We start from the raw sequence: 14589 nt of genomic DNA, 5'->3' as shown, positions 1-14589 counted from the left end.
CGGCGGGCTCCAAAAGCGTCTGACTTTGCGATAGATATCAAAGGGGAACGGGAATGGGGATGGCCAAACTGGCGGAATCGACGTTTCTAGACTGCGAAGCTCAACCACAACCATTTCCTCAAACGGAGGCGGAATCGCCGATCGACCTCGTTCATCTCTCGCGCCAGACGTTTGGCGACCATGACCTCGAGCGAGAGCTGCTGGCGCTTTTCGACGCTCAGGCGGGGCATTTCGTGGATCGCTTGCGCGCGGACTCTGCGCCCGGCGACGCCGATTGGCGTATTGGACTCGCTCACACCATAAAGGGTTCAGCCCGGGCGATTGGCGCCTTTGAGGTTGGCCAAGCGGCTGAGGCCTATGAGCGGGCATTGCGCGGCGCAGATCCTAAGGCGGTCGAAAAGGCTGGGACCCTCGGCGCCGCCATAGCAAGGGCGCGCGAAGCTATCGCCGTCCTGTTGGGCGGAGCGGCTTAAAAGGGCCCAACCGGGAAATATTTTAGATAAAGCTCGGCGAAGACCCCACGTTGAGCGAGCCGGAACAGCGCATAGTCGAGCGCGTGGCGCAGGGGCGCATTGCCCTTTTTCACGGCGATGCCGACGCCTTCGCCAAAATATTTTTGATCCGTAAAAGGTCCGTCCCGAAAGACGCAACAGCCTGCCGCCTCCGCGCCATTCAGCCAGTAAGAGAGCGAGATTGCGTCGCCGAAAAGCGCCTGAACGCGGCCATTCTTGAGCGCGTTGCGCGCCAGCGCGGGCGTTTCGAGCGCAACCAGCGTCGAGCGCGGATAAAAGGCCTTCAGAAAAGCCTCGTGCCGTGAGCCGGCGACCACGGCGATCGGACGGTCGGCAAGCGCGGTTGGCGAGGCGGACTTTAGGGTCGTGTCGCTCTGCATGACAAACCGGCCGGGCGTCAGCATATACGGCCCAGAAAAATCGACCTGTTTGCGCGTGTCATCGTTGATCGCCAGCGAAGCGATGATGGCGTCTCCGCTATTGTCGTTGAGCGCGGGGATGAGCAGATCCCACTGCCGCCGCTGGATCGTGCAGGCGATATCGAGTTCGAGGCAGATCGCTCGGGCGAGATCGACGTTGAAGCCTGCAACCTGCCCATCCGCAAGCAGGAAATTGAACGGCGGATAGTCGTCCTCCGTCAGGAAGCGGATTTGGCGCAAGCCCGAGAGGTCAGGCTTTTCTGGGGTGTGGTTAGGGTCCCAAAATGATGGCGCGGTCGTAGCAGGCGGCGTCGGCGCTGGGACGGCCGGCGCGGGCGGCGCGCCCTCAGCGGCCGCGGCCGGGAAACATGACGCGAGGAGCAGTGCGGCGAGCGCCGCGCGGAGCGAAGCGACGAAAGCGAATCGGCGCGATTTTTTGGTACAGCGCATAAAGTTATTGCCTAGCCTATGCTTGAAGCCGATAGTCGCTCGCAGGCTGCTTGCGCGCGCCGGATTTATTGCACGAGTTATGTCCCGATCGATAGTGTCGCTTCCTCTGCTTCGCAGATCAAGGACGATCATCCGCAAGTCTTCAGGCGCCGCGCCTTCGTTGTATCCTCGACGGTTCGCCGTATCTCGCCGTCTCAGGCGACATCGCCGCGATCGATTCCAATCGAAATCGCTTTTCTCTTGGATCACGGGGCGCCGGAGCTGACTCTTGAATTCGCTGCTGCGACCGCGCGCCGACAAGGCGTTTGCGCCGACGAAGCGTTGCTCGCCGAAGGGCTCGTCTCGGAGGATGTATTCTATCGGAGCCTTGCGAGGCATCTTAACGTCGACTTCATCGACCGCCCTGTCGACGTCTGCGCATCAGGTGCGTCGACCGCCGCACGCGGCTGCGCGCGCATTCGCGATCCTTCGAGCGGCGTTCGTTGGCTGTTCGCGCCGAGCGGCAGCGGCGTCTTTCGATTGATGAGCGCATGCCGAGCCGCGAAAGGCCGGCCGCAATTCGCAATCACAACCCGCACGCGCTTTTTCGAGGCGGTTCGCCGCGCCGATCCGGCTGGCGCGGCCTCCAATGCGGCATTCCTTATCGAACGTGTTGACAGAGACTTGTGCGCACGCGGCAATCTGCGGCGCACGCATGTGGGGCTGCTGCTCGCTTTGGTAATCGGACTGTCGGCCAGCCTTTACGCTCCCTTCTTCTTTCTGCGCATTGCATCCGCCTTGCTCCTTACGAGCGCATTCTGCTGTGGCGTGTTTCTCAGGCTTTTCGCTTTCGCGGCGAGTTTTCAGCCAGGCGAAGACGCCGAAGCGCTCGAAAGCGATGTGGGTCTGCCGATCTACACGGTCGTCGTCGCGCTTTATCAGGAGGCCGTCGTTGCGCGCCAGCTCGTTCGAGCGATCGATCGACTCGACTATCCCGGTATTATGGCGCAAACGCCACAAGCCTAGCGCGAGGGAATCCGTGATCTAGGAGCGCGCCCGTGTCGGGCGTAGCGCGGCTGGCGCTAATCACTTTCATTTCCTTCTTGGCAAATGTTCATTTGGCCGTATCTGGCTACCCAGCGTTTCCCGCCGATCACCCGACGGAACTTTGTCGTGCGCTTTTGGCCGAAGGCGTCAGTATAATTGAGTTGGCCGTAGAGAAATATTTCGAGATCGCAGGCTATAATCCTGTTGATCTCGGATCTAGTGAGTGGTCTCGGGCCGAACAAGTTGGAGTGGAACTGGCCGCCGGGTGGAATGTCGCCAAAAAAGCTCAATTCAGCGACTTTGCTAAAATCTATTGGCTGCATTTCGAGAACTACCCATCCGGTGACGCGGTAAGCCGGAGTAGGTCCAAAATTCTTGAATTGAATGAAGTAATGAGTGTCCCCATTGAGATCTCTGACTTCCGATTTCTCAACATTGAGATAAGCCCGCAATTCGCGTTTAGCGGTTTCACTAGCGATTTCATTGGACTTGGCGGCAGATTTGGCAGCGGCGCCCGCAGCCAAAGCGGCCCACGCGGTAGCCAAAGCGGCGATGGCGCCAACCCAGAGTCCGAACTCCGCATAATCGGCCTGCCGCTCGCTAGCGTTTGCACTTTGGCGCGCTATCGCTCGATCTTCGCTGCCTTCGTCGGAATATCTATTGGCGTGTTGGGGATGATCGGGCTCGGGCGGCTGCTGTTCGGCAATGATTGCAGGTTGATTGGACCGCTCGGGCTGCCCGGAAATTGGCCAATCCCACGTGTCATCGGCGGTTTTATGATCCTGTGGTCCTACGGCGTTCTCCACTACGGAGAGGGACTCTTGGCCTGGTTTAGAACCTGCGGATGAACAGAGGAAAATGGAAAACGCGATAATTAATCCGCATCTAAATGCAGCGTTTTGCACCCGATGACCTCTAAACATTGAATCAGAAAGGCTGCGGTAAACCCGCCACGGCTGATCTTATTGTTTAGATTCCGGTCTGTCTCTTTCACTCCGATAGCCGCGAGCTTTTCGGCAAGCTGCGCATACGTCACGCCGCGCCGCTTCAATTCCCCTTTCAAGAGGTTTTTCGCCTTCGTTTCATATGCTTGTGTAGCAGGGTCCGCCTTCGCAGCCATGTGAGCCTCAAAATATCATCATATGTGATGATATTAATCCTTGCTTTTAATTACGTCTACCGCTATATCCGATGCATAATATCATCGGATGTGGTGACATGTCGCAACATTTCCTTCTCTCCCGCGCCGCAAAGACGCTTTCGCTCGCCAGCATTTTCCGCATGTCCGATGCGGAAGCCGAGACGATGTTCTGCCGCGTGCGCTGGCTCGAAACTGACGGCAAGCCCGTCTGCCCGCATTGCGGCGGCGTGGACGCGTATGACTGCCGGCGCCCGAATGGCGCGCCGCGCTTCCGTTGCCGCGCCTGTGCGAAGGATTTCAGCGCGACTTCGGGGACGCTCTTTGCGTCTCACAAGCTGCCGCTGCGCGTCTATCTCGCCGCTATCGCCATCTTCGCCAATGAGGTGAAGGGTAAGAGCGCTCTCGCTTTGTCTCGTGATCTAGGAACGTCCTACAAGGCTGCTTTCGTCCTGTTGCACAAGCTGCGCGAAGCGATGGCCGAAGAGATGAAGGGCCGCATCGTTGGCGGCGCAGGCGAGGAAGTCGAAATTGATGGCGGTTACTTCGGCGGTTACGTCAAGCCCGCGAACATGCGCGAGAACCGGCGCGATCGTCGCCTTACCGGCAATAAGTCTGGCAAGCGCCAATGCGTCATCATCGTTCGCGCCCGCGACGGCCGTTCAGTCCCGGCGGTCTTCCGGTCGGAAGGCCATGCGCTCGATTTCATTCGCGCGCGGATCGCGAAGGGCTCGATCGTTCACGCCGACGAAGCGTCCTCTTGGGACGCGCTGCATAAGAACTTCGAAATGCGCCGCATCAATCACGAAGAGGCTTACAGCTTCGATGACGCGTGCACGAATGATGCGGAGTCATATTTCTCGCGCCTACGCCGCGCCGAGATCGGCCATCATCATCACGTCGCGGGCGCTTATTTGCTCCGCTATGCGCAGGAAGCGTCATGGCGCGAGGATCACCGCCGGATGAGCAACGGCGAACAGGTGGAGCGCCTAGCCGCTCTAATGACCAAGAAAAAGGCCAGCCCCGATTTCACTGGGTATTGGCAGCGGCACCAAGAAATTTGAACAGTCAGGGAACAAATACGAACAAAGTGGGTATCAGAAGCCCACGATAATTCAGAGATGCATCAGGGGGACACCAGGGGCGACAGAGAGGCTTATGGATAGCCAGAATAGCCTGGAGCACCTACCCTAGCTAATTTTATGAACGACGATCATTGGGGCGCTACGCGGGCCCCTATTGACTCCGCCGCTCAGCTCATGGATATTTGCGATACAAGGTCAAATCGGCCTTTAAAACGCGGAAAGCCGAGGTTTGCAGACCTCGGCTCCCGTCTAAACCGCAACGGCTCTGGAAAGACTTGCGGCTGTCTCGAATGACACGTGCATTGTCTTGCACGCGAGAGGGCATGTCAAGTCTTCCAGAGCCCATGTAAGGGCTCTTTATATGACGCTCACTCGCAAACCGTGCCACAAGCTCACCTTCGAAGAGGCTGTTCAGATTCATATCCGAATCATGAATGGCGAGTTTTATTCGCGCATCATGCTCGACTATGACGTCAATCAGGGACGCATTTCCGAGGTAAAGACTGGCAAGCTTCACCCCGGAAGTTATGAAGAGGCTTTGCGCCGTCGTAACGCAGCGTAAGAGGCAACTCAGGAGGCGCGGCGTCCTGTCGCGCCTCTTCCGCCAGCCTCCACACGCAAACGCCCTTCCGCTTCCCGTCCATCACGACGCGCCCGCGTAGCGCCTGCATCCGCAGCGAATGAATGAGATTGTTCGCGACGGCCTTCGCGAGAACCTTATCGCCTGTATCGAGGCCCTTTTTGTGCATCAAGAATAGCGCCAGTTCCTTCGTCGTCATCGGTCCGCTGACGAGCGCTTCCCGGCACAGTTCGATCTTCTCAGCGCGCTTAAAGATGCGGTGAATATCGACATAGGGTTTAACGTCCGCGTCTGACTCGAATATCCGCATCGCCGCCGAGACGTGCGCCAGATCGGCGCGAGCCTGTTCCAGCTGGCGCTCATAGAGCTTGATGACGGTGATGATTTCGTCGCGCTTCCTGCGAAGCGTAGTGACGGTTCGAATCTCGGCCATGCGCCGAAGATAGGCGCCGCGCCGTCAGAGCGCTTGTGGCGTTTGCGCCATAATACCGGACTATCCCAGAGCAAAGCTCGACATAAAATTCGTGATGGAAGCCGACGACGAAGCGACGGCTGCGGCGTTGCGCGCGCATTCGCCCCGCGCGCCGCATGAGATCATCATTGCGCCCGAGGGCGCTCCACGCACCAAGCCGCGTGCGCTGAACGTCGCCATGCCGCTCGCGCGGGGGTCGCTTGTGGCTGTGTTTGACGCCGAGGATTTGCCGGAGCCGCGTCAATTGCGGCGCGCAGCGACTCTCTTCGCCCAGCTTCCCGAGAGCGTCGCCTGTCTGCAGGCGAGCCTCGTGATCGACAACGGCGACTTCAACTGGATGACGGCGATGTTCGCCTTCGAATATGCCGCGCTTTTTGACGTCTACAACAGAGGGCTCGCATCAATGGGGATGCCGCTGTTCCTTGGCGGCACTTCAAACCATTTCCGGATGGAGGTCTTGCGTGAGATTGGCTTCTGGGACGCATTCAACGTCACAGAGGACGCCGACCTTGGCCTGCGACTCGCCCGCGGGGGCTTCGAGGTCCGGACATTTGCCTCACAAACCTTCGAGGAGGCGCCAGCTACGTTTGGCGCTCTAGTAAGACAGCGCACGCGCTGGTTCAAAGGCTGGATGCAGACCTTCATCGTGCATTGCCGCCGACCGGTGCAGCTTTTCGTAGATCTTGGTTCGCGTCGCGCCCTTGCGGTTCTAGCCATGTTTGCCGGGGGGCTGTTTGGTCCTTTGCTCGGCCCTCTCCTGGCGGCGCGTCTGACCTATGACGCGATTTTTGGCGCTCTCCTTGCTCCAGTTGGGTTGCTTGAGATCGCCTTGAGCACGCTGTGGTGCTTTCTGGCTTTGGCCGGAGCCATCTCGCTCTTTTTTCCGCTTGCCGTCGGCATGCGGCGTCACAGTCTCGCGCGGTTTCGCCGATCGCTCATCTATCTGCCGCTATGGCAAATCATGCTAAGCGTCGCCGCATGGCGCGCTCTTTTTGAACTGTGGCGGCGTCCCTTCCACTGGGAAAAGACCGAGCATGGGCTTACTGCGCGCGGCGTTATCGATGTAGAGCGCCCAATCAATCCCTTCTGCTCAATTGAACAGCCATTGTTTAATCAGGAATCCCGCGCTTAGCGCCTTGCTGTAATGCTCATGCAGCGCGACATGGCTCATGCCCGCGCGCGGCAGATCCGATTTTTTCAAACGTTTGAAGAAGGGAATGAGCACGTCCTCGAAATTCGCTACCGTATATTTACCACCGTGGCGGTCAGCCACGCGCTCGGCGACATTGGTGAAGAGCAGCGCCAGCGACTTGAAGAGGGCAGGATGCGCGATCTGCTCATCGGCGTTGTGCAGACCGAGACCATGCCGGCATGCGCGTAAATAGGCGTTCATCACCGCATAGACTTCCTCCGCCTGCGCGTCGACGAAAGCGCCCTTGATGGAGCGCAGCGCGGCGTTGAAGGTGACGCGCGAAATCATGCCCTTGCGCCGTTCCGCAGGGCTCAGCAGGCCCTTGAGAGCGCTGTCGTCACGCGTATTAAAAAGGTCGAAAACGTCATGCAGCAGCGCGTCGGCTTTCGTTTCCACCTCCGAAAGGCGGCGGATGTCCAGCAACAATTCGGTTGGCACCGGCCGCTGCTTGGTGTTGATGTCCATGAACAGCCGGCATTCTTCGGAGCGTTTCAGCTTGTTGTAGATCACCACCGGCACGTCGACGGCGTGTTTCGCGAGCTTGAAGCCAAAGACGCGATGCTGGCCATCGATAATTAGAAACGCGCGCGGATCCCGCCGAAATGTCAGCGTTCCGGCTTCCCGATCATAATGCATATGCGCGCGCGATTGCGCCGACAGCACCACGGCGCCGGGAACCGTCCCGAATCCTGCGTCGATGTAGCGGGCGATGGATTTGGCGCGCCTATGGTCGAGGAGGCGCTGGAAGCCCTCCGTCGGATTTTCGACCCGCGGCTCGACCGTACATGTTTCTGCGAGGAGGCTGCTCGGCAGCACGAGCGCGTAAAAACGATGTGCGCCTTGTGAAACGAGTTGCGCAGCAGCGCTTATCGACTTCTTGTCGGCGCCGGAGGCTAATGAACTGCGATCCTGCGCCCCATTGCCTCGCAATCGAGCGGATTCAGACACGTCGGTGAGCGTAGCCCGATCCATTTTCTGATCCCTCGCAAGCGCGAACTTCCACAGCATTCGCGGCAGCTGACTCGACGAATCGACCGGCACCAGCGGAAACCCTAGAAGGGAAAAGAGATAGGGGCAAGATGGGACGAGAGCGGGGGGGCGTGGATTTGATTTCCGCAAAGCGCCACGAGCGGACGTTAATTGGTCTTGTGAAAGTGGCGCGCCGTGTCTGCGGTTGATGGAGCGCGACGAAGATAAGGATGTCAGCTTTTGGCGGCCACATGGACCGTATCCAGTCCCGCGCGTAACCCACGCGCCAATTTCACAGCGTCATCATTCGCCCAGAAGTGCACAAAAAAGAGCCGCGGCTCGTCGTTGAGCATGTGGTTATGGAGCGCCATGACCTCGATACCATTGTTTTGAAGGGCCTTCAGCAGCGGCTCCACCTCCTTCGCCGTCGCGACGAAATCCCCGCTGATGGCGGCCTTGCCGTCACTGGTCGGTTGGAAATTGATCACGACGGCGGCGCCCATTGCGGGAGCGACCACTCTTCCTGCTTCTCTGATTTGCTCAGCCTTGGGGATGCTAAACTGAAGCACGCCGCCGTTGTTTTTCCCCTGAAAGCCAAGGACTTTTTCAACCTCCGCCGCGTCAAAGCCAAGCTTGGGAGACTCGCCAGCCGGAGCCGCGGCCGGCTCAAAAGGCGTTGCTGTCTGCGCGAGCGCTTGCCGAACGAGGGCTGCGAGCTTCGCAGGCTCGCCGTGCCCGCCGATATGCATGTAAAAAGTCGCCGGGCTTGCACGCATCAGATGGTTATGAACGCCGGTCACCTCCACGCCGTTGGCGAGCAACGACCGCATGACAGGGTTTATCTCGGTTTCCGTCAGGACCAGGTCGCCCATCATCATGGCCATTTGCCCTGTCGGCTCGAAGGCAATCCAGCCGCCGAGCGCAAGCCCCGGCTTGATTGCGACCCCGTCAAGGGTGACGTGAAGATCGCTGCGCGGGAGACCGTATTTGTGTACGCTCCCAATGACGGCGGCCTTCTTGCCGATTGCGGCGTCAACTTGCGACCAGTCGGTTTCAGCCATAGCCATGGACGCGGGCAATAGCAGGCCGATTGTCGTCAAAGCGGCTAGCGGCAGTTTCATGGCTTTCCCCTTCGATTGCCTAGATAGGCTCCGCTAGAAACAATCCAATCCTGCTGCGCAGTCGCCACCGTCGCCTGTCAATGGTGATGATGTTCGTGGCTTCCGCCGGTTGGAGTTACCGGCGTCGCATCCTTTGACGCTGGGCTCTCGGCCGGTCCCGCCTCAATATCATGCGCAACCGTGCCGGGCGGATTAGCGTAGGGGCCCGGGTCGCGATAATCATTTTCCGCGAGTTGTTCGCGGATTTTGACGAGGCTGAACATGCCGCCCATCTCGGCGGGGCCGAAAGCGCCTTCGCCCGTCATCATCGGCAGCGTATTAGGGGGAAGCGGCATTTTCATCGCGCTCATGTCCGCCATGCCGGATGCGCCCATCGGCATATAGCCCGGCGCCAATTTGCGGATGGCTTCCGCCAAACGCGGATCGGTCTTCGTGCCGATGAAATTCCGCACGTCGTGACCCATTGGGTTCATCGTATGATGCGACTTGTGGCAGTGGATCGGCCAATCGCCGGGATAAGCGGCGTCAAATTCGATCGTCCGAGTGACGCCGACCGCGACGTCAACTGTCGACTCCGGCCAGCGCGCCATCTCTGGAATCCAGCCTGCGTCAGTGCCCGTCACCGAGAAATGATGGCCGTGCATATGAATCGGATGATTGGTCATCGTCAGATTGGCCATACGAATGCGGACCCTATCGCCGATGCCCGCCACCATCGGATCGATGCCAGGAAATACTCTGCTGTTCCAAGCCCAGATATTAAAGTCGGTCATCTCCGCTATCTTGGGCAGATAGGTCCCCGGATCGAAGCGATAGGCGCTCATGATAAATGCATAGTCGCGGTCGGCATGGCGTTCATGCGGGTCGCGAGGATGTGAGATGAACATTCCCATCATGCCCATCGCCATCTGAACCATTTCGTCAGAATGCGGATGATACATAAAGGTTCCGCTTTCCTTGAGCTGGAACTCGTAGACAAATGTGCGGCCCGGTGGGATATGGGGCTGGGTGACGCCGCCCACGCCATCCATGCCCACAGGCAGCAAGACGCCATGCCAGTGCACCGAGGTGTGTTCCGGCAAGTTGTTCGTGACGAAGATGCGAACCTTGTCGCCTTCGACCGCTTCAATCGTTGGTCCGGGCGATTGACCGTTATAGCCCCAGAGGCGCGCCTTCATTCCGGGCGCTATTTCGCGCTCCACCGGCTCGGCGACAAGGTGAAACTCCTTCCAGTCGCCATTTGTGCGAAAGGGCAGGGACCATCCGTTGAGCGTGACGACCGGTCGATAGTGCGGTCCGCTGGTCGGAGGCTGCGGAGGTTGGGTCGTCGCGGTCGTCATGCGAACCGCTTCAGGAACCATCGCCGCCTGCACGCGTCCGCTGATGAGACTGACGCTTGCGGCGGCGAACGACGACGTTAGAAAATTGCGTCTCGATATGAGCGTCTGCCGCAATCGATGATGCGTGATCATGGGCGTTCGACTCCCGATTCAGAAGCGCCATCTCCGGTCATTCCGCCGATCGCCTCGGCGGGTCCGGAAATCGCTGCACGCAGATCCGTCTCGGCGAGCCAATAGTCGCGCTTTGCTTCGATCGCGGCCGCCTGCAACAATACGCGTCTGCGCGCATTCTCCAGCAGGGGAAAGGCGTCAACTAACATACCATTGTAGCGGCGTAGCATCTCTTCGGAGATGATTGCCTGGAGCGCCAGAGTTTCCCGTTTTCTAAATTGCGCGATCTCGTGAGCGTAGCGGTAGTTTCGATACGCCTGACGCGCCTGTGATCGCACGTCTACGGCTTTCTTTGTTAATCTGTTGACGGCTGCGAGCCAGCCTTGCTGGGCTTGCCTGACCTTCGTCTCACCGAAATCGAAGATCGGCACCTCGATCGCCGCCGCCCCGCCGGAGAAGCGAAAGCGCGTATTTTCCGTTACCCCGCTTTCCGGATTAGGCAGACTTTCAGTGGTGACTTTCTGTCCGCCGGACAGCTCGAAGAGGTTGATGAAACGAGTCGCCTCGACGAGGCCGAGCGTCTTTGCAAGAGCGCTCAATTCCACATGTGCGGTTCTTAGCTCAATACGGCGGCCAACGGCCTCCTGTTCCAAATGCGGCAGGCTACGCGGCCGTGACGGCGGCGGCGAAAGCGCATTTGGCAAAACGAAATCACGTTGGGTTCCCCAGAGTCCTAGAACGCGCGTCAGGCGTTCGCGTTCGTTGCTGGCCTGCAACCGTGCGCTCGCTAGCCGCGTCGCCACTTCCGCCGAGGAAAGTTGATCTCTGGCTTGATCGAGGCGGCTCGCCGCGCCAGTCTCGCCAAGCCGCCGTGCGAGTGCGGCGACGGCTTGGGTCGATTGGTTTACCTCGCCAATGGAGCCGGCAATCTCTCTCGCGCCGACCGCGCGGACGTAAGCCCGCCGCGCCTCATAGCCGAGTCGCAATGTTTCTGCTGCAGCCTCAAATTGCGCCGCGCGAAACCAGTCCTCAGCGATTTCTGCGCGCGCGGGCAAGGTCGCGAGCGCCAAAATATTCCCGACAATCGCGCCTTCAACTTCCGAACCTAAAGGGCCAGCGATGCGCGAGAAAGCAAAAGTCGGATTGGGCGGCAATTTCTCCCGCGCCATGATCGCTTCGGCGACGCCAAGGCGATTGAAGGCCGCCTGCAGACCTCGATTATTGAGGAGCGCGATCTCAACAGCGGCGTCGATCGTCAAGGGGCGCTTGAGCAACTGTTCCGTGCGAGATCTGGCCCAATCAGAGTCCTCATCGCTTCGCAGCGCAACAGCATTTTTCCCAAACTCCTGATGAGCTGCTTGCGCGGCGACATTCACGCCGCCGTCAGATGAAAACATTGCGCAGGACGAGAGCAACATGCTCGCCCCAGCTGCCGCCACAGCGGCACGGGTCGGCAATCGAATCTGCGTCATCGCCCTTGCCCCGCGCCCCGCAGCGGCATGCGCCCTGCGTCGAACCAGAGCGTCGAAGGTTCGACCGGTCGTCGAGAAACATAGGACTCGACGAATGAGCGCGCCTTCATGCTTGGCGCCGGCGCAGCCGGATCGACCGGGTCAGGCCCGGCGTTAAGAGTAGGTTGTGGCGCGCAAGCGCCCAAAAACGCGAGCGCAATCCATGGCGCTAGTCGCGCCGCTCGCAACCGCCGGAAAATGGCGGCGCGCGTAGACAAAGCCAAAAACATGATCAACCCTCATCGCGAGGCGGCATTACCCACCACGCCGAACATTCGTCGGGCGATGGCGAACTCCTACAACGCGATAAGAGCTTGTGGAGGTCGCGGGGGACGCGCTCGTGACTGACCGAACAAGCTGGAGTTACGGTCTTGGAAAAGGATGCCGACGATAAATAAGCGCGGCGCGATCATATGCGTGTGGTTCACGATCGCAGAACAAAATTGGCAGCCAAAATCAAAGTGGCCCGCAGCGCCGCCATCATGGCTTTTCGCTGCGGCGCTGTTGGAGGGTCCGGGCGTCGCGGGGTCGGGAAGGCTCGTTAATCCCGCGACGCCGTCGCCATGACCGTGACAGGCGCTTTGCACGCGGGCGTGCGCTCCATTGATCGAAACGCCTGCCGCCACGAACAGGTACAGGCAAGCAAGCCCGATCGTGAAGAGGCAACGCAAACGGCGGTTGCATCGGCTCGGCATGGCGGTCCAGGCGTTCCTGTCGGCGAACCTTCCTTGGGAGAGACATTGTAAATTTTGGATTATGTTAGAAAAGTGACCGATGAAGCCTTAGCCACACCAACCCGGTATATCCACAGCAAGCGATTGAATGCAAAGTCCATTCTGGGTCGACAGCGGCCGTCGCTTCAATGGCTGCTTCGCGCCAAAAGCGGACATTTCTTGCGGTCTGGGCTTCACGCCAATTTTTGAATGAGGTCGACGAAAGCGTCGTCATCCAATTCGCCTCCCGCCGCCGCGTTCCGCGCCCTCAATGGCGGGAACAAGCGAAGCGGGGCTCGCGTTACAAGGGTGGGCGTCGGGGTTTTGTCCAACAAGGGCCCGGCTGAGCCGGGCCCGAGGGAGTTCTGCCAATGACGAACTCACGCAAGATAATGACTGCGGCGCTCGCCGCCATGATGGCGATCATTATGCTGTCAATTTCGACCCCAGCTTCCGCGTGGGGCCGCTGTGGCGGCGATTGGGGACAACGTGGCTGGGGCTACGACGGCATGGCGCTCGGCGCGGCGGCAAGCTACCCGTATAGCTATGGCTATTACGGCTCTGCCTATCCATCGGGATACGGCTATTACGGCGCAGCCTATCCAGCGCCTGTCGCGACTGAGGGATATTATTGCGCGACCCCCGTGAAGACCTGCTTGCTCAACGAGCCCGGATGGCTCGGGACTGGTTGTTCCTGCAAAGTGTCGTGCGGCCGCGCACGGGGGATTGTTGAATAGAGCGTAGCAAAGAAGCTGCGGCCGAGATAAGCAGTCGGCCGCAGTGTTTCGTTACAGTATGAGGCGCGACGCGTGCGATCGTCACCCTTGTGTGACTGCGCCACACAGCGCACTAAAACGCGTAAGCAGCAACACTGTCCACATCATAGGTCTGTTCTGCGTCATAAGCAGAAATTTAAATCGTGAACCGCGACTCGGCGGGCTGCTTACTCACCGCGCGTCTTCAATCGCTTGTGCGGGAAGACCAGGTCGCATGCGAGACGCCGTCGAGCGTGGCAAGCGAGTCGACCACGGCGTCGAGCTGTTGGCTCGTCACGCTGGACGTCGCAAGCGTAGCGACGATCTCGACGTCGTCTTCGCGTTCATGTTCAGCGATGTCCTGGATCGGATAAGAGGCGACCTCTAACAGCTCGATGATCTGGTCGCGAATGGCGTCCCGCCTTGTTTCGCTCGCGGCGACGCGAACCTCATAGACCGCCTCCGTCGCGCTCTCATCGATCGGCGCACGTTCGATCCAGTGAACGAGCGGCCGCAGGAACGTATTGCCGGCGAGAACGAAGGCCGTGAGCAATACGGCTTCCGCCGGGCGGTCGGCGCCGGCGAAAGCGCCCATCACCGCCGAACACCAGATTGTCGCCGCGGTGTTCAGGCCGCGGATATTCATGCCTTCCTTGATGATGACGCCGGCGCCAAGAAAGCCGACGCCGGACGCCACATAGGCCAGCACCTGCGTCGCGCCCTGATTGCCCATCAGCCGCATGCCAAGATCGACGAAAGCGGAGGCGCCGAGCGCGACGAGGGCGTTGGTGCGCAACCCGGCGGTGCGTTGGCGATATTGCCGCTCGGCGCCGATGGCGGTGCCCAGAACGATGGCCACGCTCAGCGATACGAATGTGTTGAGGATTTCCGCGCCGTCGAAATTTGCAATGGCGTTCATAGCGCTTAATCCATCGGCGTTTCGCTTTGCCGGTTTATAGGGGAGCGGACAAGAGTTGTCGCGGCCGACGAAATTCTGCGTTCTTCCAGGATGATCGGGTGAAGGTTTCCTCATCCTGAGGAGCCGGCGCCGGTCTTGGGTTTACCCGAGGTCGGCGCGGGCGTCTCGAAGGACAAGGAAAACTTCTAGCGCCGCCCGGAACTCGCCGTCGTCCTTCGAGACAGCGGCTGCGCCGCCTCCTCAGGATGAGGGCGAGAACGCTTCTCCTTCACCCGA

14 protein-coding genes are annotated in these 14589 nt (G+C 59.6%); 6 read left to right on the top strand and 8 right to left on the bottom strand.

What is annotated here, in order from left to right:
• Window positions 1-59: 59 nt before the first annotated feature.
• Window positions 60-473 carry an Hpt domain-containing protein gene (locus FEV16_RS05395; protein ID WP_348639968.1) on the top strand — a complete coding sequence of 138 codons (414 nt, stop codon included), beginning with the start codon at window positions 60-62 and terminating at the stop codon, window positions 471-473.
• Here FEV16_RS05395 and FEV16_RS05390 read toward each other — a convergent pair.
• Window positions 470-1381 (bottom strand): transporter substrate-binding domain-containing protein, encoded by a 912-nt coding sequence (locus FEV16_RS05390; RefSeq protein WP_138166618.1) that lies wholly within the window; start codon window positions 1379-1381, stop codon window positions 470-472. The two genes, FEV16_RS05395 and FEV16_RS05390, sit on opposite strands and share 4 nt — an antisense overlap.
• An 18-nt stretch (window positions 1382-1399) precedes the next feature.
• Between FEV16_RS05390 and FEV16_RS05385 the strand changes: the two genes are divergently transcribed.
• Complete coding sequence (locus FEV16_RS05385; RefSeq protein WP_210234861.1) at window positions 1400-2386, top strand: hypothetical protein; 987 nt, start codon at window positions 1400-1402, stop codon at window positions 2384-2386.
• A gap of 32 nt (window positions 2387-2418) precedes the next feature.
• Entirely contained in the window at window positions 2419-3255 is an 837-nt protein-coding gene (locus FEV16_RS05380; protein ID WP_138166617.1) for a hypothetical protein, read from the top strand.
• A 26-nt stretch (window positions 3256-3281) separates the two neighbouring features.
• Here the strand turns inward: FEV16_RS05380 and FEV16_RS05375 are convergent, their stop codons facing one another.
• Window positions 3282-3527 (bottom strand): DUF6471 domain-containing protein, encoded by a 246-nt coding sequence (locus FEV16_RS05375; protein WP_138166616.1) that lies wholly within the window; start codon window positions 3525-3527, stop codon window positions 3282-3284.
• Between the two features lie 71 nt (window positions 3528-3598).
• Here FEV16_RS05375 and FEV16_RS05370 point away from each other — a divergent pair, with 71 nt between their 5' ends.
• Window positions 3599-4609 (top strand): IS1595 family transposase, encoded by a 1011-nt coding sequence (locus tag FEV16_RS05370; RefSeq protein ID WP_246657188.1) that lies wholly within the window; start codon window positions 3599-3601, stop codon window positions 4607-4609.
• 494 nt (window positions 4610-5103) lie between these two features.
• On the opposite strand, the gene FEV16_RS05365 is transcribed toward FEV16_RS05370, so the two are convergent.
• The gene (locus FEV16_RS05365) at window positions 5104-5643 is read right to left on the bottom strand and encodes a hypothetical protein (protein WP_138166614.1); all 540 of its coding nucleotides are present in this window, start codon (window positions 5641-5643) and stop codon (window positions 5104-5106) included.
• Between the two features lie 49 nt (window positions 5644-5692).
• On the opposite strand from FEV16_RS05365, the gene FEV16_RS05360 reads away from it, so the two are divergent.
• Window positions 5693-6814 carry a glycosyltransferase family 2 protein gene (locus FEV16_RS05360; RefSeq protein ID WP_348639970.1) on the top strand — a complete coding sequence of 374 codons (1122 nt, stop codon included), beginning with the start codon at window positions 5693-5695 and terminating at the stop codon, window positions 6812-6814.
• Here FEV16_RS05360 and FEV16_RS05355 read toward each other — a convergent pair.
• The 4 genes from FEV16_RS05355 to FEV16_RS05340 all read right to left on the bottom strand — a co-directional run bounded on the left by FEV16_RS05355 (window position 6773) and on the right by FEV16_RS05340 (window position 11689).
• Entirely contained in the window at window positions 6773-7846 is a 1074-nt protein-coding gene (locus FEV16_RS05355; RefSeq protein WP_138166613.1) for a DGQHR domain-containing protein, read from the bottom strand. The genes FEV16_RS05360 and FEV16_RS05355 overlap by 42 nt on opposite strands.
• Window positions 7847-8076: 230 nt before the next feature.
• On the bottom strand, window positions 8077-8964 hold the full coding sequence (locus tag FEV16_RS05350; RefSeq protein WP_138166612.1) for a DUF1259 domain-containing protein: 888 nt from the start codon (window positions 8962-8964) through the stop codon (window positions 8077-8079).
• Between the two features lie 77 nt (window positions 8965-9041).
• On the bottom strand, window positions 9042-10436 hold the full coding sequence (locus FEV16_RS05345; protein ID WP_138166611.1) for a copper oxidase: 1395 nt from the start codon (window positions 10434-10436) through the stop codon (window positions 9042-9044).
• Window positions 10433-11689: a TolC family protein gene (locus FEV16_RS05340; protein WP_171015138.1), complete on the bottom strand. Its 1257-nt coding sequence runs from the start codon at window positions 11687-11689 to the stop codon at window positions 10433-10435. The genes FEV16_RS05345 and FEV16_RS05340 overlap by 4 nt, the downstream gene beginning before the upstream one ends.
• A 1321-nt stretch (window positions 11690-13010) precedes the next feature.
• Here FEV16_RS05340 and FEV16_RS05335 point away from each other — a divergent pair.
• Window positions 13011-13376: a hypothetical protein gene (locus FEV16_RS05335; RefSeq protein ID WP_138166609.1), complete on the top strand. Its 366-nt coding sequence runs from the start codon at window positions 13011-13013 to the stop codon at window positions 13374-13376.
• A gap of 223 nt (window positions 13377-13599) precedes the next feature.
• Here the strand turns inward: FEV16_RS05335 and FEV16_RS05330 are convergent, their stop codons facing one another.
• Window positions 13600-14313, bottom strand: a complete 714-nt coding sequence (locus tag FEV16_RS05330) for an MgtC/SapB family protein (RefSeq protein WP_138166608.1) — start codon at window positions 14311-14313, stop codon at window positions 13600-13602.
• Window positions 14314-14589 lie beyond the last annotated feature (276 nt).

Source organism: Methylocystis sp. B8, from assembly GCF_005771425.1.
In the GTDB taxonomy this organism is placed as follows: domain Bacteria; phylum Pseudomonadota; class Alphaproteobacteria; order Rhizobiales; family Beijerinckiaceae; genus Methylocystis.
This window is presented reverse-complemented; position numbering and strand designations above follow the sequence as displayed.

Bases quoted from the DNA above. Each gene is read 5' to 3' on its own strand.
- FEV16_RS05385 (WP_210234861.1), top strand. From the start codon at position 1,400: ATGCTTGAAGCCGATAGTCGCTCGCAGGCTGCTTGCGCGCGCCGGATT.
- FEV16_RS05375 (WP_138166616.1), bottom strand. From the start codon at position 3,527: ATGGCTGCGAAGGCGGACCCTGCTACACAAGCATATGAAACGAAGGCG.
- FEV16_RS05370 (WP_246657188.1), top strand. From the start codon at position 3,599: ATGCATAATATCATCGGATGTGGTGACATGTCGCAACATTTCCTTCTC.
- FEV16_RS05365 (WP_138166614.1), bottom strand. From the start codon at position 5,643: ATGGCCGAGATTCGAACCGTCACTACGCTTCGCAGGAAGCGCGACGAA.
- FEV16_RS05335 (WP_138166609.1), top strand. From the start codon at position 13,011: ATGACGAACTCACGCAAGATAATGACTGCGGCGCTCGCCGCCATGATG.
- FEV16_RS05350 (WP_138166612.1), bottom strand. From the start codon at position 8,964: ATGAAACTGCCGCTAGCCGCTTTGACGACAATCGGCCTGCTATTGCCC.
- FEV16_RS05355 (WP_138166613.1), bottom strand. From the start codon at position 7,846: ATGGATCGGGCTACGCTCACCGACGTGTCTGAATCCGCTCGATTGCGA.
- FEV16_RS05395 (WP_348639968.1), top strand. From the start codon at position 60: ATGGCCAAACTGGCGGAATCGACGTTTCTAGACTGCGAAGCTCAACCA.
- FEV16_RS05390 (WP_138166618.1), bottom strand. From the start codon at position 1,381: ATGCGCTGTACCAAAAAATCGCGCCGATTCGCTTTCGTCGCTTCGCTC.
- FEV16_RS05345 (WP_138166611.1), bottom strand. From the start codon at position 10,436: ATGATCACGCATCATCGATTGCGGCAGACGCTCATATCGAGACGCAAT.
- FEV16_RS05330 (WP_138166608.1), bottom strand. From the start codon at position 14,313: ATGAACGCCATTGCAAATTTCGACGGCGCGGAAATCCTCAACACATTC.